The sequence below is a fragment of the Sulfurimonas sp. hsl 1-7 genome (assembly GCF_030577135.1).
In the GTDB taxonomy this organism is placed as follows: Bacteria; Campylobacterota; Campylobacteria; order Campylobacterales; family Sulfurimonadaceae; genus Sulfurimonas; species Sulfurimonas microaerophilus.
In genome coordinates, this window is record NZ_JAUIRR010000002.1 from 395,627 (window position 1) to 416,996 (window position 21,370).

The 21,370-nt window shown below is 36.8% G+C and carries 24 protein-coding genes; 10 read left to right on the top strand and 14 right to left on the bottom strand.

Annotated elements, in window-relative coordinates:
- The first annotated feature begins 1 nt into the window (after nt 1).
- Both QWY88_RS05715 and QWY88_RS05720 read left to right on the top strand, forming a co-directional pair.
- Nucleotides 2–1,177 carry a cation:proton antiporter gene (locus tag QWY88_RS05715; RefSeq protein WP_304544983.1) on the top strand — a complete coding sequence of 392 codons (1,176 nt, stop codon included), beginning with the start codon at nt 2–4 and terminating at the stop codon, nt 1,175–1,177.
- Nucleotides 1,177–1,524 (top strand): AMMECR1 domain-containing protein, encoded by a 348-nt coding sequence (locus tag QWY88_RS05720; protein ID WP_304544985.1) that lies wholly within the window; start codon nt 1,177–1,179, stop codon nt 1,522–1,524. Before QWY88_RS05715 ends, QWY88_RS05720 begins: the two co-directional genes overlap by 1 nt.
- Here QWY88_RS05720 and msrA read toward each other — a convergent pair.
- Nucleotides 1,516–2,043 (bottom strand): peptide-methionine (S)-S-oxide reductase MsrA, encoded by a 528-nt coding sequence (gene msrA / locus QWY88_RS05725; protein WP_304544987.1) that lies wholly within the window; start codon nt 2,041–2,043, stop codon nt 1,516–1,518. The genes QWY88_RS05720 and msrA overlap by 9 nt on opposite strands.
- Before the next feature lie 107 nt (nt 2,044–2,150).
- On the opposite strand from msrA, the gene QWY88_RS05730 reads away from it, so the two are divergent.
- From QWY88_RS05730 to QWY88_RS05745, 4 genes are all read left to right on the top strand, one after another.
- Complete coding sequence (locus QWY88_RS05730) at nt 2,151–2,720, top strand: class I SAM-dependent methyltransferase (protein WP_304544989.1); 570 nt, start codon at nt 2,151–2,153, stop codon at nt 2,718–2,720.
- Nucleotides 2,720–4,525 carry an asparagine synthase (glutamine-hydrolyzing) gene (asnB, locus tag QWY88_RS05735; RefSeq protein WP_304544991.1) on the top strand — a complete coding sequence of 602 codons (1,806 nt, stop codon included), beginning with the start codon at nt 2,720–2,722 and terminating at the stop codon, nt 4,523–4,525. Before QWY88_RS05730 ends, asnB begins: the two co-directional genes overlap by 1 nt.
- Complete coding sequence (locus QWY88_RS05740) at nt 4,522–5,367, top strand: DMT family transporter (RefSeq protein WP_304544993.1); 846 nt, start codon at nt 4,522–4,524, stop codon at nt 5,365–5,367. The genes asnB and QWY88_RS05740 overlap by 4 nt, the downstream gene beginning before the upstream one ends.
- A gap of 75 nt (nt 5,368–5,442) precedes the next feature.
- The gene (locus QWY88_RS05745) at nt 5,443–6,624 is read left to right on the top strand and encodes an NAD(P)/FAD-dependent oxidoreductase (RefSeq protein WP_304544995.1); all 1,182 of its coding nucleotides are present in this window, start codon (nt 5,443–5,445) and stop codon (nt 6,622–6,624) included.
- Between the two features lie 12 nt (nt 6,625–6,636).
- On the opposite strand, the gene QWY88_RS05750 is transcribed toward QWY88_RS05745, so the two are convergent.
- Genes QWY88_RS05750 through recA form a run of 7 tightly spaced genes read right to left on the bottom strand, consistent with a single transcriptional unit; the run spans nt 6,637 to nt 13,058 of the window.
- Nucleotides 6,637–7,680 carry a CNNM domain-containing protein gene (locus QWY88_RS05750; protein WP_304544997.1) on the bottom strand — a complete coding sequence of 348 codons (1,044 nt, stop codon included), beginning with the start codon at nt 7,678–7,680 and terminating at the stop codon, nt 6,637–6,639.
- A gap of 15 nt (nt 7,681–7,695) precedes the next feature.
- Nucleotides 7,696–9,021, bottom strand: coding sequence for a magnesium transporter (gene mgtE / locus QWY88_RS05755; protein ID WP_304544999.1), 1,326 nt, complete (start codon nt 9,019–9,021; stop codon nt 7,696–7,698).
- A gap of 24 nt (nt 9,022–9,045) precedes the next feature.
- Nucleotides 9,046–9,696, bottom strand: a complete 651-nt coding sequence (locus tag QWY88_RS05760) for a glucosaminidase domain-containing protein (RefSeq protein ID WP_304545002.1) — start codon at nt 9,694–9,696, stop codon at nt 9,046–9,048.
- Between the two features lie 10 nt (nt 9,697–9,706).
- Nucleotides 9,707–10,345 (bottom strand): AMIN domain-containing protein, encoded by a 639-nt coding sequence (locus tag QWY88_RS05765; RefSeq protein WP_304545004.1) that lies wholly within the window; start codon nt 10,343–10,345, stop codon nt 9,707–9,709.
- Between the two features lie 47 nt (nt 10,346–10,392).
- Nucleotides 10,393–10,671, bottom strand: coding sequence for a hypothetical protein (locus QWY88_RS05770; protein ID WP_304545006.1), 279 nt, complete (start codon nt 10,669–10,671; stop codon nt 10,393–10,395).
- An 8-nt stretch (nt 10,672–10,679) separates the two neighbouring features.
- Nucleotides 10,680–11,945, bottom strand: coding sequence for a phosphopyruvate hydratase (gene eno, locus QWY88_RS05775; protein ID WP_304545008.1), 1,266 nt, complete (start codon nt 11,943–11,945; stop codon nt 10,680–10,682).
- A 60-nt stretch (nt 11,946–12,005) separates the two neighbouring features.
- Nucleotides 12,006–13,058, bottom strand: coding sequence for a recombinase RecA (gene recA / locus QWY88_RS05780; RefSeq protein ID WP_304545010.1), 1,053 nt, complete (start codon nt 13,056–13,058; stop codon nt 12,006–12,008).
- Nucleotides 13,059–13,233: 175 nt separating this feature from the next.
- On the opposite strand from recA, the gene QWY88_RS05785 reads away from it, so the two are divergent.
- From QWY88_RS05785 to QWY88_RS05800, 4 genes are read left to right on the top strand one after another with little or no spacing between them, the layout of a single operon-like run.
- Nucleotides 13,234–13,440: a hypothetical protein gene (locus QWY88_RS05785; RefSeq protein ID WP_304545012.1), complete on the top strand. Its 207-nt coding sequence runs from the start codon at nt 13,234–13,236 to the stop codon at nt 13,438–13,440.
- A 46-nt stretch (nt 13,441–13,486) separates the two neighbouring features.
- Complete coding sequence (locus QWY88_RS05790; protein ID WP_304545013.1) at nt 13,487–14,350, top strand: menaquinone biosynthesis family protein; 864 nt, start codon at nt 13,487–13,489, stop codon at nt 14,348–14,350.
- Between the two features lies 1 nt (nt 14,351).
- Nucleotides 14,352–14,618 carry a flagellar biosynthesis protein FliQ gene (fliQ, locus tag QWY88_RS05795; protein ID WP_304545015.1) on the top strand — a complete coding sequence of 89 codons (267 nt, stop codon included), beginning with the start codon at nt 14,352–14,354 and terminating at the stop codon, nt 14,616–14,618.
- Nucleotides 14,618–15,424: a UDP-N-acetylmuramate dehydrogenase gene (locus QWY88_RS05800; protein WP_304545017.1), complete on the top strand. Its 807-nt coding sequence runs from the start codon at nt 14,618–14,620 to the stop codon at nt 15,422–15,424. The genes fliQ and QWY88_RS05800 overlap by 1 nt, the downstream gene beginning before the upstream one ends.
- Before the next feature lie 4 nt (nt 15,425–15,428).
- Here the strand turns inward: QWY88_RS05800 and QWY88_RS05805 are convergent, their stop codons facing one another.
- From QWY88_RS05805 to QWY88_RS05830, 6 genes are all read right to left on the bottom strand, one after another.
- Nucleotides 15,429–16,193: a TIGR04219 family outer membrane beta-barrel protein gene (locus tag QWY88_RS05805; RefSeq protein ID WP_304545019.1), complete on the bottom strand. Its 765-nt coding sequence runs from the start codon at nt 16,191–16,193 to the stop codon at nt 15,429–15,431.
- A gap of 131 nt (nt 16,194–16,324) precedes the next feature.
- Nucleotides 16,325–16,831 (bottom strand): thiol peroxidase, encoded by a 507-nt coding sequence (gene tpx / locus QWY88_RS05810; RefSeq protein WP_304545021.1) that lies wholly within the window; start codon nt 16,829–16,831, stop codon nt 16,325–16,327.
- A 102-nt stretch (nt 16,832–16,933) separates the two neighbouring features.
- On the bottom strand, nt 16,934–18,493 hold the full coding sequence (locus QWY88_RS05815; RefSeq protein WP_304545023.1) for a sensor domain-containing diguanylate cyclase: 1,560 nt from the start codon (nt 18,491–18,493) through the stop codon (nt 16,934–16,936).
- 35 nt (nt 18,494–18,528) lie between these two features.
- A complete protein-coding gene (gene tsaD / locus QWY88_RS05820; RefSeq protein ID WP_304545026.1) occupies nt 18,529–19,512 on the bottom strand; it encodes a tRNA (adenosine(37)-N6)-threonylcarbamoyltransferase complex transferase subunit TsaD in 984 nt (327 codons plus the stop codon).
- Nucleotides 19,513–19,522: 10 nt separating this feature from the next.
- Entirely contained in the window at nt 19,523–20,593 is a 1,071-nt protein-coding gene (dxr, locus tag QWY88_RS05825) for a 1-deoxy-D-xylulose-5-phosphate reductoisomerase (RefSeq protein ID WP_304545028.1), read from the bottom strand.
- Between the two features lie 3 nt (nt 20,594–20,596).
- Nucleotides 20,597–21,355: a phosphatidate cytidylyltransferase gene (locus QWY88_RS05830; RefSeq protein WP_304545030.1), complete on the bottom strand. Its 759-nt coding sequence runs from the start codon at nt 21,353–21,355 to the stop codon at nt 20,597–20,599.
- Nucleotides 21,356–21,370: the final 15 nt, after the last annotated feature.

Genomic DNA, 21,370 nt, shown 5'->3' on the forward strand with positions numbered 1-21,370 from the left:
GATGACTCACGGTGTAGGTGATAATGTTGTTTTAATCATAACAATATCGCTCATCATCATCTTTTCTCCATTTATAGCACGAGTTGTAAAACTCCCGACAACCCCTAGTGAGATTATTCTTGGTTCTATTTTCGGATATATCGGACTTATACATGATGAACACCTCTTTGAACTTGTAGCCGAGTTTGGATTTTTATACCTTATGTTTATTGCAGGGACTGAGATCAACCTCAAAAACGTTCTTAAAACCCCTACGAATATTATCAAGAAAACTGTTCTTTACCTCGTATTTTTATACGCCTTTTCTATCGCTTTTTCACTTCAGTTTGAGCTTGGAAACGTCTTTATGGTGCTCCTGCCACTTATCTCGGTGGGACTTGTAGCCTCTCTCTCAAAAGAGTACGGCAAAACCCATTGGCTTGAGCTTTCAATGACGGTAGGAGGGATTGGAGAGGTTGCTTCTATCTTTATCCTTACGATCACTTCGGCAGCCCTGCAGTCAGGTATAGGCTTAGGACTGTTTCAAACTATCTTTGCACTCCTTGTATTTATCTTTATCATGTTTCTTGTTTTTAGATCTATGCAGCTTGTATTTTGGTGGTTTCCGGCAATCTCGACGGCACTTATGCCGCATGAAGACAACAAAGAACAGGACATCCGTTTATCTATGGGGATCTTTTTTCTTCTAATAGGGGCTATGCTTTACCTCGATCTGGAACTTGCTTTCGGGGCATTTTTAGCGGGTATCTTTATCCCTAGTTTCTTTGAGCATAAACATGAACTACCCGAAAAACTTTCATCCTACGGTTTTGGATTTTTAATCCCAATCTTTTTTATCCATATCGGTACGGCATTTAATCTTGATGCGCTACTTATGGATGGTCTAGTTTTAAAAGCACTTATAATTACAGGTATTATGATACTTATGCGCGTTATAGCTTCCTTAGTATTTATCAAAAATCTCGGCTTTGTTGATTCAGTTCTTATGGGGCTTTCACACTCTATGCCTTTAACGCTTTTGATCGCAATGGCAACATTAGCATACAATGCAAACTCTATAGATAAATTACACTATTTCGCATTTATCTTAGCGGCATTATTTCAGGTTATATCTGTTATGATAATTATCAAGCTTATAAATATTTATAAAGAGAAAAAAGAGACAAAGGTAGAATAATGGCTAGGTCGGTTTTGCTTCAACTTGCACGTGATTCTATCCAAGAGGTTATAGAAGCAACCAATACGATCGATCATGCATCACTTCTACAGGAACATCCTCTACTAAGTCAGAATATCCCTACAGAGGTAAAAATATTTATTGAAGAGGAGCTTCGCGGTAGTTACAAGATAAATGAAGCACTCTCTCTTTTGCAAAATGTAATTATTGCCGCAAAAAAAGCTGCTTTTGAAGATAAAAACTTCACACCGCTGACTACTTCAGAGTATCTTCGCTGCTCTCTTGAGATCACACTCGATACAGCCGAGGGAATTATCTCCCAAAAAGATGAACCGATATTAAGCTAATTTCTCCGGAAAATAGGTCATAAATTTTTGTAATTTCGGTGCAATCACCACTTGGCAATACCCCTGCATCGGATTTAAATTATAGTAGTTTTGATGATAAGCTTCTGCAGGATATACATCGCCTAACGGGCTTACTTCAGTCACGATAGGATCGCTAAAATCTGCTTGATGTTTTTTGATCGAATCCTCTATAGTTTGCTTCTCATCATCGTTAGCATAGTAGATTACGGAGCGATATTGTGTCCCTTTGTCGGCACCTTGTTGGTTGAGTGTTGTAGGGTTGTGTACCGCAAAAAAGATATCTAAAATCTCTTCTAACGTAATCACATCATTATCGAAAGTGATGTCCACGATCTCGGCATGACCCGTTGCACCTGAACAAACGTTCTCATAGGTAGGATTTGGACGTGCACCGCCCGTATAGCCGCTTACTGCCGAGAGCACACCCTTTACATTTCTATATACCGCTTCAACACACCAAAAACATCCACCACCAAGAACTACTCTTCTTTTATCCATAATACTCACCTATTTTTTATGCTATTATTGCACAGTTTTCTTTTAGAATATAATAGCTGTTTTTTTATCTTAAAAAATTAAGTGTTTTACAATCAAAGCAGGAATAAATGCCTACAATCGACAATCAAAAATTTTATGCAAATGCCATTAAAAAACATGGACAGAGTGCAAAAGGTTTAAACTGGAACTCTGAGCTTTATCAGGTTTTGCGTTTCGATCAACTCATAAAACTTTTGCCAAACGAACTTGAGAACTATACCCTCACAGATGTGGGCTGCGGCTTTGGTGATTTTTATAATTATCTCTCTTATAAACCGAAAAAATATACCGGTATTGATATTTTAGAAGAGATGGTCTTAATCGCTAGAGAAAATACAGCTCAGGAAATCATCCAACAAGACTTAATCAAAAGTGCTCCTTTAGTCTCCGATTATATCGTTTGCAGCGGGGCGTTAAACATACTTACAAAATTTGAGACCACAATGTTTTTACAAAACTGTTACAACTCTTCTCGAAAAGGGTTTCTCTTTAACTGCTTGGTTGGACGGGAAAGTGAAACTTTTAACTATCTTGATCAAACATTTATAGAAGGAGTTGCCTCATCATTAGGTGTAAATGAGGTAAAATACATCGAAGATTATATACCAAATGACTTAACAATAGGATTTTTTAGATAATGTGTGCAATTTTTGGAATTTTAGGCGAGTATGATCAAAAACAAGCACGCTCAGCCCTCGCACTTCTTTCTCACCGCGGACCTGATTTTTGCGGTATCGTAGAGGAGAAAAATCTCTTTTTTGCACACCAGCGTTTAAGCATAAACGATACACACCACAGAAGCAATCAACCCTTACAATATAAAAATATACTGCTATCATTCAACGGTGAGATCTATAACTTCCAAGAGTTAAAACAAGAACTCGATTTTGATTTTCAAACCGAAGGTGATACAGAGGTTATTCTCGCGGCATACTTAAAATGGGGTGTGGAGTTTGTACAACATCTGCGCGGTATGTTTGCAATAGCCATAAGAGACGGAGAAAATCTCTATCTGTTTCGCGATCGACTCGGGAAAAAACCGGTTTTTTATATGCACAATAAAGAGGCTTTCTATTTTTCATCGGAACTCAAAGCACTTAAACCATTTCTAAAAAACAAAGAGCTCAATCAAGATGCAATGCTCAGTTATCTCAGCTATCTTGCCCCTACTTCGCCACACACTTTTTTTCAAGGGATACAAAAACTAGCCCCTAGCGAATACCTTGTTTTTAAAAATGATACAGTGGAAGTAAAACGCTATTTTGACCTGCTTGACACTACGCCAAACCTTATAACGAGTGAAGCAGAAGCGATCGCAAAGATCGAGGAGTTACTTCAAGAATCTATCGAGCTGCGTTTAAGCGGTTCGGAAGTGCCGATGGCGACTCTGCTTAGCGGAGGGATAGACTCTGCTACAATCAACTACTACGCTAAAAACAGCGGCAAAGATCTGCTAAGCTACTCACTTGGATTTGAAGAGTATAGAAAATATGATGAACTAGATGAAGCCAAAGAGAGTGCAAAACTTTTAGGGGTTCGTAATAAAGCGGTCATTGCTACAAAAGAGAAATTTATTGAGAGTTTTGATCCGGTACTCCATGCACTTGATGAGCCTCTCAACGATCCCGCAGCCATCCCCCTTTACATCCTGCTTGAAGAGGTAAAAAAAGATGGGTACAAAGTTGTCCTTAGCGGTGAGGGGAGTGATGAACTTTTCTTGGGGTATAGACAATATTTTGAATACATTGAGCTTGAGAAGGCAAAACATCTTTACCATGCAAACTGGCTTAAAAAATATTTCCGCTCAAACTTTTCGATGAACCGTGAATGGGAGTGGTATAAACGTGCTTTTGAAAATGAGGTGGTGTTTCGATGCAGCAGTGAAAAGTTTACCGATATGCAAAAAAACCAGCTCCTACGCCGAAATATACGCGACGGTGAAAGTATGGGCTACATTCAAGAGTATCGTGATCGCTATGAAGCCTCAGCTCATAAGGATGAGTCGATCTGGTTTAGTTATATCGATCTAAATCATTTTCAAAGTGAGCACTTCTTAACAAAACTCGATCGGATCTCTATGGCACACTCAATAGAATCACGTACACCGTTTTTGGATCATAAGTTTGCCTCATTGATATTTTCAATAGCACCCGAGCTCAGATATAAAGATGCCGTTACAAAATCTCTGCTGAAAAAAGTTATGGCAGATAAACTGCCAAAACCTATCATCAACCGTAAGAAAAAAGGGTTTTCAAATCCATATATGGAGTACCTGATCTCCAGTGGGAAAATCTCTTTGATCCAAGAGGTGAATGAGCAGACAGGTATGTTTAAAACAGATGTCCTTGAACGCTATATTGCAACTGCAAAACGCGGAACTTTTAAACAGCATATCTGGGGTCTGTATGTTCTGAGTCATTTTCTCAAAAGAGAGTTTTTATGAATAAGCTGATGATTCTGGCTATGTTTTTATGGGGAAGCGGCTGGAGTGCACTTAAAGTTCTTACTTATGAACTGCCTATGGACGTAGTTGTTTTTTGGCGTTTTTTCTTTATGTCACTTACCTTTATACCGATACTGATCTTCTTTAAAAGACCTCTTGTATTAAACAAAGACTCGCTCAAATATATCATGTCTAGTTCTGTGCTCAACGTAAGCTTTATGTTCTCATCTTTTTACGGGATCAAGTACGGTTTAGCAGGTGCAGGAAGTGTCATAATCACCACTTTTAGTCCAATTATGACATTTTTACTTGTAGCGATTTTATTTCGTAACAAACTTCAAACAAGACAGTACTTTGGTTTGCTATTAGGGCTTGTCGGAGGGTATATCCTTCTGCAACTTGGCGATTTTAGTCTCTTTTTAAACTCGGCGAATCTCTACTTTTTGTTTTGTGCAACTATATGGGCGGGAGTAACCGTACTTTCACAACACTCCCAAAAACATATTCATCCGATCCATTACAGCTTTTTTATCTCTGTAGTAGCAACGCTGTTTATGTTTTTTTACTCCTATGATTCCGATCTTATGGTGGTATTTGACCAAGATTTCAAGTTCTGGATATCGATGATATATCTTGCCGTATTTGGACAAACTATAGCAACAACCATCTTTTTTATAGCAAGCGGTAAACTAGGAAGTGAAAAGACCAGTTCTTACATGTTTTTAGTCCCTGTTTTTGCCCTTTTAAGTGCATCTATATTACTAGATGAACCTATGCAAATTCATGTTATAATTGGCGGAATTATTAGCATGGTAGCTGTATATTTTATCAATAAAAAGTAATTTATAAGAAAAAGCTATCTTTTATATAAGCTTAGTTAAACTACATAGAACAGTTAGTTTTCTGAAAGGTATGAAATGAAAAAAGTTTTAGTTCTTGGTGGAGGATTTGCAGGAGTTGATGCGGCTGCACACCTGAGAAAAAAGGGGTATGATGTTACACTTGTAAGTGATCGAGAGTATTTTTACATCTATCCAACTTCTATATGGGTGCCGACACGTAATGTGGAGTTTAAAGATGTATGCGTTGACTTAAAAGAGTTACAACAAGCACATGGATTTGAACTTATCATTGACGCTGTTTCATCTATCTCATACAAAGAAAACAAAGTTACTCTTCAAAGTTCTAAAGTACTTGATGATTATGATTATCTCATCCTTGCTATGGGAGCTTCCAAAATGAAACCTCAAGGGGTTGAGAATACCCTTTCAATCTGTGGGGCACCTGAACAGTCTCTGCTAATCAGAGAGAAGCTCGATGCACTTATAGAAAAAGGAAGCGGTAAAATAGCTATGGGGTTTGGAGGAAATCCGAAAGATACCTCTGCAGTTCGCGGTGGGCCAGGATTTGAGCTGATGTTTAATGTACACAATCTTCTTAAACAAAAAGGGCTACGCCAAAACTTTGAACTCACTTTTTTTGCACCAATGCCTGAACCGGGAAAACGTATGGGTCCAAAAGCCTTAAAAATGATGGATACCTTCTTTACAAAACTCGACATTAAAAAACAGTTCGGAAAAAAGATCACTCACTTTGAAGCTGATAGTATAGTATTTGAAGATGAGAGTAAACTTGAAGCTGATTTCATTATGTTCATCCCTGCCGGCAATGGTCATGATGTGGTAAAAAACTCCGATCTCCCACAAAATGAAGCAGGGTTTGTAAAAACTGACGATTACTCTTGTGTATTAGATGAAAACGGTGAAATGACTAATGTGTATGCCGTAGGTGACGTTGCAGCCCTAGAGGGGTATGAATGGCGTGCAAAACAGGGTCATATAGCTGAAGTGATGGCAAAAAATGCTGTACATAATATTGACCAAAGAGATAACGGCGGCTTTGATTTTAAAGGCTACAATGAGCACCTAAACATCTTATGTGTAATGGATAGCGGTGACGGGGCTGCTTTTGTCTATAGAGATGAGAAACGTGCCTTTATGATACCTATGCCGTTTATCGGGCACTGGCTTAAAAAAGGGTGGGGATTTTATTGTCGTAATTCAAAACTCGGGAAAATCCCGAGAATTCCAGGTATGTAAAAAGAGGAAGTTTTACTTCTCCTCTTCTAACCTTCGCTTGAGCTTCATTTTACGTTTTGCAAGCTCTCGCATATCCTCAGTCGTATCACTTTCATCCATGATCTCAACCCCTAAAATTGTTTCAACACAATCCTCCAGAGTTACAATCCCTTCAGTTTGATCGTAATTATCACGAACCAAGAACATATGATCTTTTTTAGATATAAACAGATCAAGTGCTTTTGAAACCGGAATATTTTCATTGATCGCAAAGATATCTTTTTTAATTGTTCTAAGATACACAGTGTCATCTTTAAGTGCCTGTTTAAAAATCTTTTTAGTCAGAACTAATCCGGTTACATCTTCTATAGAGTCTTTATAGATTGGGATACGTGAAAATTTAAATATGGCAGGCTGAGTTTCCATCACCTCTTTAATTGTCATCGTCTCATCTAGTGCAAAGATAACGCTTCTAGGTGTTAAAACTTCTGCAACTTTGATCTCACGCAGTTTTAGAATATTTTCAATAACATCAGATTCTTTCTCATCGATGACACCCTCATCCTCACTCATAAGCATACTCTCTAAAAGCTCCTCTTTTGTCATAGAGTGTGCATCGGTTTTCCCTTTAGAGATCTTATTTGTTACCGCTAATGTAAAAATAATAATCGGGTATGTCAACCAGATAAATGCACGGATAAAGTAAGCTGCAGCCGGAGCCAACTGCTTCCAATAGATTGCACCGATAGTTTTAGGAATAATTTCCGAGAAAAATAGAATTGCAAATGTAAGAATAACAGATACATATACAACAGCATCGTTACCAAACAGTTTTGCTGCTTGTGCACCCACCGCTGCCGCACCTAAAGTGTTTGCTATAGTATTTAAGATCAAAATAGATGCAATAGATTTGTTGATGTTCTCTTTTTGCACACGTAGTATCTTTCCTACAGCTGGTCTTTCCTTCTCCAATACTGCCACAAATGACATATTTATAGACAATAGTACTGATTCTAATACTGAACATAAAAACGATATACTAACCGATAACAAGAAAAACAGTATCAATAGATCCAAGTGTTTATTTCCTCTTTATAATAAAATATATGTTGCTAAGCCTAAAAAGCTAAAAAAGCCGACTACATCGGTTACGGTTGTTAAAATAACCGTACTCCCGATTGCCGGGTCTATCTTTAACATTTTTAACCCTAACGGAACTACCGCTCCAAAAAAACCTGCCATAAACAAGTTTATAATCATACTAAGCCCGATAACAATCCCTAAGAGACTTATATCGAACCAAACCCACGCTATTATTCCCATAACAATAGCAAAAACAAGTCCATTCATTAATGCAATAAATATCTCTTTTTTTAAGATCCTAAGCGCATCACCATTAGAGATATCACCTAAAGCCAACTGACGAACAACAACCGTCAAAGTCTGTGTTCCTGCATTTCCACCCATAGATGCTACTATCGGCATTAAAATAGCCAAGGCGACGAGACTTTGCAGCGTTTGTTCAAACATCCCGATCACAAAAGAAGCCGCAATGGCCGTTAAAAGATTTACAGCCAGCCATGAAGCACGCTTCTTACCGGCCTGAATAACATCATCCTCTTCCGCCTCATCATCAACACCGGCAAGGTTATACATCTGTTCAGTTGCGTGTTCATTAATGATATCGTAAATGTCGTCTGATGTTATACGTCCAAGAAGTGTTCCATCACCGTCTACGACAGGCATTACAGAGAGGTCATACTCTTCAAAGTAGTGAACAACCTCTTTTATATCTTCATTGTCACGTGCAATTTTCGGCTCAAAAGTGTCTTCGCTTGCCTGGATATTCTCTTTTATCGTTTTAGAAAAGTCAAAAATTAAAAGCTCGTCCAAGCCGACCGTAAAAAGGAGCTTATCTCTTCGATCGACAATAAAAAGATTTTGTACGTTTTCGAGTTCATTCTCTTTTCTCAGGCGTGCAAATCTTTTGATCACATCTTGAACCACTTCATCTTCGTAAGATGTAAAAACCTCCAGCTGCATATATGCACCGGCTTCATCATCATCATACTTTTGAAGTGTTTCTATCTCTTCTTTGTCTTCTTCATCAAGTGTTTTAAAAACCTCTGCAGCGACATTCTCATCAACATCTTCCAGCTCTTGCATAAACTCTAGCTGATCATCCGATTCAAGTTCTGCAACAGCATAACTTAAATCTGCAACACTCAAGTTTTCTACAATATCTTCAAAATATCTATCCGGTAAAGCTAAAGCGACATCACCAACTAGGTCTTTTGGAACTATCTTAATCGCTTCACTAAACTCTTCATCAGTTAATTCTTTTAAAAGCTTCGCTATCTCCGATGGATGCATCTCTACATCTTCATGTGTAATTAAATAATTTTTTATCTCTTCCATTGGCGTCATTATAACAGACTACTCTTACTTTCTATCATATTTTGTCAGCTTATTGTATCTTATGATACTGCCTATTTCATCTACATAAGCTTCTTTACGTTCCGAGTATCTATCCAAGCCTTGGATAACTTCATACACATCATTACTGTTGTAGTTTAGTTCTCGTAACTTTTTATACTGCTTACCTTTGGATAAAGTGATGTAATATCCTCGAACAGACTCCTCTAAAGAATCATATTTCTTTACCCAAACCGTTGTATTATTATCTCTTTTCACATTTGCTGCTATTCTGTTTTCTTTGGAACTTATACTCCACATACCAAAAAGATTATTACCCATATTAAAAAAACGTGAAGTTCCCCATGCGCTTTCCATTGCAGCCTGAGCTATAGCCATACTTTTTGGTTGTGGTTTTAACGACATCAATAACTCTTGGTCTGTCGTTACTTTGTAGTATTGTTTTAGTTCTTCAATTTTCGTACTATCTTTAGTAGTATTAAGCTCTTGACTAACATCTTCATAGAGTTTGTATCTCTGCTCATACACTTTGTCTACTACAGGTATAACAAGAGAATAAAATCTTTTTTTCTTCTCTTTTACACTCATTTTTTTCAGACTTTCATTTCCTAACAAGTGAGTCGTAAAAAAAAGAACAATAAAAATAATATTTCTCATTTAATCCAACTTAATTAAGTGTAAAACGGTATCCATTTTTTTCGGGAGTAATTTTATACCGATAACTTCCGTCTAACTCTATTACAACTCTGTAATACCCTTTATGGGTACCAACTTTTATCTGTGTAACATCTTCATTTTTAACTTTTTTTACATAGCTTCTAATACTTGTCTCTCTCTGAAAATCGCACACAATTCTATGAGGATTTACAAGTAAAAACTTTCTGAGCATTTTATCTTTTGTTTGTAATATTATCTCATTTTTATAGATCGTAAACTTTATAAATGGAAGTGCAGCGATCTCTTTAAATGTTTTTTTATTTTTCGGTTCTTCAACTTTTTGAACTTTACTTACCGTTTCATCTTGATAATTTTGCGTTATAAAAACAGGTAAATGCCAATCAATACTGTTTTGCAACTCTATCGTTTTTTCGTGAATACTTCCATCAAGGTTTTTATAACTAATAGTTACACTCTCAATAGTTCTTGCAGTTGAAGGGAGTTTCACACTCGCACGTTTTAGTGGAGTATCTTTTTCAAGTTGATTTGTTGTTAGTGGAATATCATCAGATTCAATCGGGAAAAAAGGGTTTTCTCTTGAAAAAAGTGTAGAAAATAAAAGTGAAAAAAGAAGAATATACCTATACATCTATTAAAAGCCTGTTTTTTGTAAATATTATATCACAAATCTAACTTTTACTGTGCAGAAATCTCTTTGAGTTCAAAATATTCACGTTGGAGTTCAGCATTTTCTGATTTGAGTCGGATAACTTCATTTTGCAGATAAGTTTCATAATCTTGGAGATTAAGCAAAACCTCCACGGAGTTTGTACCGTAGAGGATAATACCTAAATATATACCAAAAGCTATAACTACAGATACAAGTATAAAGAACTTTTTTAGAGACAAGCCTAGATATTTTTGAACAACATTCTGTTCGTTATCTATCTCTTCAAAAAGCTCCTCATTTTGCATGACAACTCTTAGTTAAAAAGTGTAGAACCTAAGTACTCACCGTAAAATACTTCGTTTTCAATCTCTAAAAGACGATTGTATTTTGCAGTTCTTTCACCACGTGCAGTTGAACCTGTTTTGATCTCACCACAGTTAAGTGCTACAGCAAAGTCTGCGATAAATGCATCTTCACTCTCTCCAGAACGGTGAGACATTACACATTTGTAACCGTTTCTTTGTGCAAGACGAACAGTTAACATTGTCTCACTTACAGAACCGATTTGGTTTGGTTTGATTAAGATAGAGTTACCTATACCTTTTTGGATACCTTCAGCTAAAATATTTGCATTTGTAACGAAAAGGTCATCACCAACAAGTTGTACTTTATCACCAAGTCTTTCAGTTAGAATTTTCCAACCGTCCCAATCATCTTCACTTAAACCGTCTTCGATAGATACGATTGGATATTTAGCACATAAGTCTTCATAGTAAGCTACTAACTCTTCAGAAGTAACTGTTCTGTTTTCAGACTCTAGTCTGTAACCACCATCTACTACAAGTTCACTTGAAGCAACGTCTAAAGCGATAGCAATTTGCTCACCAGCTTTGTATCCAGCTTTCTCGATAGCTTCCATAATAACTTGGATAGGCTCTTCGTTTGAGCTAAGATCCGGTGCGAAACCACCCTCATCACCTAATGCAGTATTGTGATTTTTATCTTTTAAAATCTTTTTGAGGTTATGGTAAACTTCAGCAGATGCTCTTAAAGAGTCTGCAAAGTTCTCAAAACCTACAGGCATAATCATATACTCTTGAAAGTCAACAGAGTTATCAGCATGGCTTCCACCATTGATAATATTTAACATAGGTACCGGCATAACCATAGCGTTAGCACCACCTAAGTAACGGTATAATGGAATATTTAAACTTGCAGCTGCTGCACGAGCTACAGCCATAGATACACCTAAAACTGCATTTGCACCTAAGTTTCCGTAGTTGTCAGTTCCATCAAGCTCTTTCATTGTAGCATCAATGATAGCTTGGTTATACGGACTCATTCCGATTAATGCATCAGAGATTTGAGTGTTTACATTTTCAACTGCCTGTAATACACCTTTACCCATATAACGGTCACCACCATCGCGAAGCTCTAAAGCTTCACGTTTACCAGTACTAGCTCCACTTGGTACAACTGCACTCTCTACAGTACCGTCGCTTAGTCTCACTGTAGCTTTTACAGTTGGATTACCACGAGAATCCATAACTTCTATTGCACTTACATCATCTATAAACATATATTTGCCTTTTAGTATATTTAATTATGCAATTTTAGCGAAATTTGGTTAAATCTTAGTTTATGCCTCTGCATCATCCTCTGTAATTTCAGCTATCTCTGATGTATCCATAGTCATAAGTGAGCTCATTCCCATAGCAATTTTGATTTTTTCTTCAATTTCATGTGCTAATGCAGGGTCTTCTTTGAACTTCAATTTTACGTTCTCACGACCTTGCCCAAGTTTTGTTTCACCGTAACTAAACCATGCACCGCTTTTATCGATAATATCAAGTTTTACACCGTAATCAACAAGTTCACCCTCTTTAGAGATCCCCTCACCAAACATAATGTCAAACTCAGCTTGACGGAATGGTGGTGCAACTTTATTTTTAATAACTTTCGCTTTTACACGGTTACCGATCTGTGCTTCCCCTTGTTTTAGTGAAGCAATACGACGAACATCGATTCTTACAGATGCATAGAATTTTAAAGCATTTCCACCTGTAGTTGTTTCAGGTGAGCCATAACCCATCATACCGATCTTCATACGAATTTGGTTGATGAAGATAACTGTACAGTTCATTTTGTTAAGTACACCCGTCAGCTTTCTTAATGCTTTTGACATAAGTCTCGCTTGTACACCAACTTGCTGATCGTTCATCTCACCTTCAAGTTCCACTTTTGGAGTAAGTGCCGCAACAGAGTCAACTACGATTAGGTCAACTGCACCGCTTCTTGCAATTGTTTCAACAATATCTAAAGCCTGCTCACCGTAATCGGGTTGAGATACTAAAAGGTTATCTATATCTACACCAAGATTTTTTGCATATACAACATCTAAAGCATGTTCCGCATCTATGAAAGCACACACTCCGCCGTTCTTTTGACATTCAGCAGTGATCTGTAATGCTAAAGTTGTTTTACCAGAACTCTCCGGTCCATATACCTCTATAACTCTCCCTTGAGGTACACCGTTAATACCTAAAGCAAGATCTAGCCCTAAAGAACCTGTAGAGATTGCTTGAACAGGTTCGAACTCTTTATCTCCAAGACGCATTAAAGCACCTTTACCAAATGCTTTATCTATTTGCTTGATTGCTAAGTCTAGTGATTTTTGTTTGTTTGCATCCATCTTATGCTCACTTTTATTAATTTTGGGAAATTATATATAAATTATTTTGTTTTTAATATTAATATGACAAATTGTCATATTTTAAAACTAATATTTTTTATGATAATTATTATTAATTTGACTTATCTTTTTTATTGATGTATTATTAAGACATATTTTCATCAAAGGACTCATTATGAAAAAAATCTCAATTACTCTTCTAGTTCTTACCCCACTTATTCTCTCAGCTTCAGAGACAAAAAATCCTAAATATGATGCGGAGCTATGTAAAATATTTCAAGGGAAAATAAAAACTTATAAAGAAAAAATGCGTGATGATGCATATGCAAAAACTACATTGGAATCGTATAAAAAAAGAGCAAAGATATATTGTACTAAATAGTTTAACGTAAGTGCTTTTTTAGTCTGATTGGGCTAAAATCTTTTTTATGAAAAAAACACTTATAGCACACTCACCAGACGCCGACGATATCTTTATGTACTACGCCATAAAATTTGGCTGGGTAGATATGAAAGATACTCAATTTGACAATATTGCCAAAGATATTCAAACTCTTAATGAGGATGCATTAAACGGCGTGTATGACATTGTAGCTATAAGCTTTGCACTCTATCCACACATCTCAAACGAATATGCACCGCTTCGTACGGCTGTTAGCTTCGGTGAGGGGTACGGTCCTAAAATCATTAAGAAAAAAGGGACAAAACTCAAACGAAATTTTAAAGTGGCACTTAGTGGAAAACACACTACAAATGCTATGCTGTTTCGTATAGCTTACCCTGATGCCCGTATCACTTATATGAACTTTTTAGATATTGAGCAAGCAGTCCTTGACGGGAAGGTAGATGCAGGTGTACTTATCCATGAATCTATCCTCACATATAATGAAGAGTTAGAAGTTGAACGTGAAATGTGGGATATTTGGCAAGAACTATCAGGGGGTGATTTACCATTACCTCTAGGTGGAATGGCTATTCGCCGTTCAATTCCTCTTAATAAAGCTATCGAATATGAAGCAACCCTTACAAAAGCGGTCGATGTAGCTCGTAAACATAAAGAGAGACTCTCAAAAATGTTGTTAGAGCGTGATCTTGTAAGAATAGATGCTCCGACACTCGATCAATATCTTGAACTTTATGCCAACGATGAGAGTGTAAGTTTGAGCGAGATCCAATATAAAGCGATCGATAAACTTTTTGAAATCGGTTATAACCACGGTTTTTATGATAAACTTGTACATGTAGAAGATTATCTCATCCCTACAGAATATAAAGAGTTAAGGTACTCATAAAATGGAAGCAAAGCTCATTGCCCTTGGTGTTGAAACATTTAAAATAGCACTTATACTAGCTCTTCCCGCCCTACTCGTAGGTATGCTGCTTGGGCTTATGGTTTCTATTTTTCAAGCGACAACGCAGATCAATGAGATGACCCTCTCTTTTATCCCTAAAATTCTCGGTGTTGTTATTATCATCGTTTTAACTATGCCTTGGATGATCAATGAGATGCGTGACTTCTCTTTACACGTCTTTAATCTCATCCCCAGTTTTGTAGAGTAATGCAACGTAAAACAATAAACTTTAAAAACTATTCCTCTTTTAAAATAGGCGGCTTGATTGATGTCGCTGTTTTTGAAAAAGGGGATACCTCCTACAAAGATTTTTATCTCATCGGTTCTTGCAATAACACACTTGTTGGCAACAATCCACCTTCCCTTATGATCCTTGGAAAAGAGTTTGACTATATAAAAATAGAAGACAACAGACTTAAAATAGGCGGTGCTACACCATCGGGAAAAATTGCCTCATATTGTAAAAAACACAATATTGCCAACTTTGAATTTGTCTCACATCTGCCGGGAAAACTCGGTGGTTTGGTTTTCATGAATGCCGGTTTGAAAGAGTATGAGATCTTTAACCATCTCATTGATATAACGACACCTGAGGGTGTAAAAACAAAAGATGAAATAAAATACGGCTACAGAACTACAAATATCAACGAACCTATTTTGGAAGCGACTTTTGAACTTTTATACGGTTTTGATGAAGAGAAAGTAGAGATGTTTAAAAAGATGCGCTCAAACCAACCCTCTACACCTTCAGCGGGAAGTTGTTTCAAAAATCCCCAAGGTGATTATGCAGGACGACTGATCGAAGCAGTAGGGCTTAAAGGTTTAAGAGTTGGAGATATGGCATTTAGTGATGAACATGCCAATTTTTTAGTAAATTACGGCAATGGTAAATTTGAGGATGCAATATATTTAATAAAAGAGGCACAAAAAAGGGTGAAAGAGGAGTTTGATATCTCACTTGAATGTGAAATAATAATCCTCGATCAAGAATACCTTGGAAAAAAGGTACTCTAAAAGATTAGAAACGTAGCATTAAACCTGCGTAAACACCTGAAAATTTCATATCTACTTTTGTTTTGTCATCATCTGTTTCTATTACATAACTTTGTGTTCTATAACCAACTTCTATAGCAGGTTGTACAACAGGAGTGATATCAAAAGTATAGTCAACTTTTACTCTAAAATCAGATAGAGTTGAACCGCTGTACGTGATATATTTTATATCTGATTCAATACCGATATCTGTAGCAGGAATCTCTACGCGTGCTCTTGCATATCCCATCGGTACTGCTAATAATGCACTATCTTCATAATCACTAAGTCCCACAACACCATTTACATTTACACCTTCAGCTTTAAATGAAGAGTCTAATACTTTAATATCTAAACCTAAATCTAATGTGATCCAAGCAGTATTGTCAAGGATATTATAGTATGGAATTACATCATATTGGTCTACTTTAAATGATCCTGTCGTAACACTGCTAGCAGTAAAGTCTTTGAAAGTTCCATCTACGCTACCTTTATCTTCAACACTTGAATATTCAAGTCTTAAATTTGGTACTACCGGAATAGGATGTTTTACAAGCATCCATGCATAAGCTGATGTTTTTTTAGTTTCATTACTTGTGTAACTACCTGTTGCTGGACCATTTTGATATGTAATGCCACCTGCAGGTTCTTGTCCCCAAGCACCGACACCCATTTCAACTCTTGCAAAATCTGCACTTGCAACAGTAGCTAAACCAGATACTATCGCCAAAGTAGATATGATTTTTTTCATAATAAACCTTTTTTAAATTTACTATTATTATATCAGAGTTTTAAAAGTGATTTCTTAATTTTTGGGGTTAAATGGGAAAAGGGGTCTTAAAAAAGACCCCAAAATAGAGGAAGTTTCTTATAAAAGAAAAATTATTTTTGAGCTGCTTCTAAAGCTGCATCGTATGCTGGTTCTTCAGTAATTTCTGGAACGATTTCTTTGTAAGTTACAACACCGTTTTCATCAACAACGAAGATAGCACGACAAGTTACACCTGCTAAAACAGAACCACCTAAAAGTACTCCGTAAGCGTTAGCGAAATCTTTGTTTCTGAAGTCAGAAGCAACAGTTAAGTTACAAATACCTTCAGCAGAACAGAATCTACCAGCAGCAAATGGAAGGTCCATAGATACAACAGTAGTTTTAACACCTTCTAATTCAGCAGCTTTTGCATTGAAGTTACGAGTTTCAGTAGCACATACACCAGTGTCTAAAGAAGGAACAACGATGATAAGTTGTTTTACACCTTGTGCACCACCAACTACTACATCACCTAAACCATCTGAATTAACAACTGTTACCTCTGGAGCTTTATCTCCAACATTTACTTGATTTCCTAATAACTCTACGTCTGTACCTTTAAATTTTGTAGTTGCCATTTCGGCTCCTTAGTTTTAATTTTTCACGCTGTTTGCGTTTTTGTACGAGAAGTATATTTTATATAGGATAATTTTACTCTTATTAAAAAATAGAATAGTACTTCATAAGCTATATTTAAGATTGGTGCTTCTTTCCGTATCACTTACTACCCTATCTCTCCCCTTTGTCTTGGCAAGATATAAAAGCTCATCTGCACGTTTAAGCAGTTCATCTACCGATTCATCATCGTGTAGTTGTGTAACACCGAAACTACATGTAAGTGCTTCCACTTTTGTAAAATGGTATCTTTTAATCTCCGCTCGTAACTTCTCTGCCAAAATAACACCCTCTTGCATAGATGTTTGCGGCAGAACTAAAATAAACTCTTCCCCGCCCCATCTCGCAAAAATATCACTCTCTCGTATATTGGCTTTAATTACATCACTTATCTCTTGTAGAATAGTATCGCCTATATCATGCCCGTAACTATCATTCACCTCTTTGAAATGATCTATGTCAAAAAAGATCACACTCATATCTGAATCATATCTTCTTGAGATAGAGGCCTTATAATCCAAAATATTATCAAATCCTCTTCTGTTGAGTACTCCGGTGAGAGGATCATGAATCGCCTCTTCTGAAGCACGTTGTGTTTTGAGCTTTTCGTTTCTAAAAAGTATAATAAGTAAAAGAGTTAAAACAACATTTACAAATGTTAACAGTAATGCCATCTGTGTAGCTCTTTTATTAAAGATATCCATTGTTACACTGTAGCTATATCCAACCATATATGCTACTTTTTTCTCTTCAAAGTTTTTAATCCCTATAAAACTTACTAGTACACTTTTATTTTGCAACTGACCTATAAATGTATCAACAGTAAAATTTTCTTTTTTTTGTAAATCTTTTGAGATCCGTTTTGATATTTTTTTATTAATTGCAAATATCTCATCCAAAGAGATTCCCATATTATTGTTCAAAGTATTTTTATCTATACTATATCCATCAAAATCACTTTTAATATAGTTACGTTTTTCATCATCAAATACTTTCGTGTCAATAACCTCTTGATTCATCAGAAAAAGGTAAGAAGCATTCGGGTTTATCTTTAACATATGATTTAAAAATGCTTTAAAAGAGTAAGATATCTCTACACTGCCGACAAACTCTTTGTTATAAAAAAGAGGATAAACATGACGAAATCCGTTAAAAATTCTACCCTCTTCAAAACACTCCACAGGTTTTTTAGACTTATTCACATACATTAGAGATTCTCTAATACCTGCTAAAGAGTCCCCAAATTTTTCAACTCTGTGAAATCGTAAAAAACTTACAGCACCCGGGGCATGAAAGTGTAATTGTCTTACACCCAGTTTCTTCATATACTCATATTTTTTTTGTAATAGTTGATAGAGTTCAGCTCTTAATAAAGCCTCTTTTTGAAGATCTGTTGTTATGGTGGCTTGATGCATAATCTCTGAAATTTTCGGATCGTAAACCATCGTATCATAGAGAACCTCTGCCATCTCGCTGAGATAGTGTTTCCCCATCTGCATTTGAACATTAAGTTCTTTTGTTTTATTTTCCAAGAAATGTGACTTGTCAATATTTTCTAAATACTTTACAGTTGAAATAATTACTATCTCAAATAGAAAAAAGAAACTCAGCGCCACTAAGAACATATATCTATTTTTAAAAAAATAGTGTAAAAAGTTCATTATAATTGGCTTTTTGGGGAGATATCTAACTCTTTTAGTTCCGAAAAGTCCCCTTGTTTGTACATATCGAGTGCAACTCTTCCTATCATTGCCGCATTATCTGAACAATATTGAAGTTCGCTTAAAAGCAGTTGTGCATTATACGGTTTTAAAAGCGCTTCTATTTGTGAACGAAGATATAAGTTTGCACTAGCTCCTCCGACTATAGCTAATCTTTTTGGAGGATTTGACTTAAAATATTTTTTGAGTTTCATAGTCAAATGTTTTGTAGCAATATGCTCAAACGATGCTGCTATATCTTTGTAAAGTTCTTTATTTTCCCCTGCTTCTTCCACTGCAAGTCTTACTGCATTTTTGAGTCCCGAGTAACTAAAAGCGATAAGAGGAGATTGATGAAGCGGTACTGTAAAGTTGTATTTTAGTCTATCACCCTCTTTTGCCAACTCTTGAATAAGTGGGCCTCCGGGATAGCCCAGTCCCATCATTTTTGCCACCTTGTCAAAACTCTCACCGAAACTGTCATCCATAGACTTTGCGACAGTCTTAATCTCCGTTAGACTTTTTACTTCCATCACTTGCGTATGTCCGCCTGAAACAAGTAAAACAGTTAAAGGGAAAGTTGTTTCTTTCTCTATAAACAACGAGTAGATATGTCCTACAAGATGATTTACTCCGATAATCGGAATATCGAGTGCGATCGAGATAGCTTTTGCCATCGTTACACCCTCGATCAATGTCACGGCAAGTCCCGGTGAAGATGTTACCGCTACGGCTTTAAGTTGTGAAAAGTACGGTTTTGTTTGCTCCAAAATCTTCGGCAGTGTCTCGGCATGCAGACGCGCTGCTAGTTCAGGAACTACTCCGCCGTATACACTATGCTCTATCTCTTGGCTGATCTTTTTATGAAAAACCAGTTTCCCTGTTTCGATCTCAGTGATCGCTATAGCACTGTCGTCACAACTGCTTTCTATACTTAAAATCATCTCTTTTTCCCTAACAATTAGCGTGGATAAACGCTCGAACTTCTTTATCTAAAGCAAATACATCTTCAATACTTTTCGGTTTTACTTTAAAGTGATTATATGCTTTGATAATATTTTTACTAATATCCGTAAAACCTATCTCTTTAGCAATAAAACGCTCAATTGATGCTTCATTTGCAGCATTTACTACTACACCGTATTCCGGATTTTTCAGCAGATCCTCTTTTATCTCCCAAACAGGATAACGCTCAGGTGTAATCTTTCTAAACTCTAAACTTCCCACTTCAAGAAGATTAACATGGTCCAAGATCTTCTCATTGCAGTTCTTGTTTAACGCATACGCTATCGGCAACTGCATAGAAGCATTTGCAAAGTGTGCAGTGGTTGAGCCGTCTTTATAGTCTATTAATGCATGGATAAGCGACTTTGTTTCAATGATTGCATCATATTGCCCTTCACCAAAGAGCCATCTTGCTTCAAGAAGTTCAAACATCTTGTTCACCATTGTAGCACTGTCGATCGTGATTTTCTGTCCCATAGACCAGTTTGGATGTCTTTGTGTATCTTCTAAAGTAGCATTGTGAATATCTTCGATCACCCAGTCACGAAAAGCCCCGCCGCTTGCCGTAATAGTCATCTTCTCTACAGCTCTATCCTGCAACAGATACCAAAGCCCGAAATGTTCACTGTCAATCGGTTGAATTTTCGCAGTATCTATAAAAGCTCCACCCGCAACAAGAGATTCCTTGTTTGCTAATGCAACTTTTTTCCCGCATTCTAATGCTTTTAACGTTGGACGCAGCCCTAAAAAACCTACAAGGGCATTGACAACCAATTCACTTTTTGAAGCTTCGATCACCTCTAAGATGGCATCTTCACCCCAAAGAACATTCGAATGCCTAACATCTTTTACGGCATCTTGATTCCCAACAACTACCACTTTAGGGTTATGCTCTTGTATCTGCTCGTTAAGAAGTTGTATGTTATTGCCGCAAACTAGTACCTCAACTTCGATACCAAACTTTTTAGCAACGATGAGGGCATTGACCCCTATCGAGCCTGTTGAGCCTAAAAGTACCATCTACTATACTAAGCCGCGTAGTAATACCAACATCACGATTGCACCGAAAAGGTAACCGTCTATTCTGTCAAGTACTCCGCCGTGACCCGGTAATATATCTCCGCTGTCTTTTACGCCCGCTGCACGTTTTAAAGAAGATTCAAAAAGGTCTCCGAAGATAGAAGATACTGCTACAAAAAATGAGATAAAAAACGCTACAGTAAAATCAACGATAGTCAAACCGAAAAAAAGTCCGCCGAAAGTAGCAACCGTTATGCCGCCTACAACACCTTCCATCGTTTTGTTTGGAGATGTTTCACAAAACTGTGTATGACCGATACCTTTACCCACCGCGTATGCACCTACATCAGTAAGGGCTACAACAGCTAAAAGCCAAAGCAGTGACATTACACCGTATTCTTGGTACATAGTAAGTATAAAAAGCATCCCTGCAGTCGGATAGATAAACGGTAAGAAGTCTTTCCATGGAAGCTCTTTGTTATACGCTACAGCACCTGCATATGCTACACCGGCTAAGACAAAAAGGTCGTCTCCGTACGGATATACACCTGCAACTAACCAGATACCTATTGCATAAATTAGCAAACCATCTTTTTCAACACCAAAAAGCTTGATCGCTTCGTTAAATGCTAAAATATAGACACCACCAAGAACTAGCCACATTAAGAAAAAGTTATCTATAAACCCTATGAGCAATACTGCTGCTAAAAGTGCTAAACCAGTTACAATTCGTTCTCTATGCTCTTCAAATATACTTACCATGAAAGATATCCTATA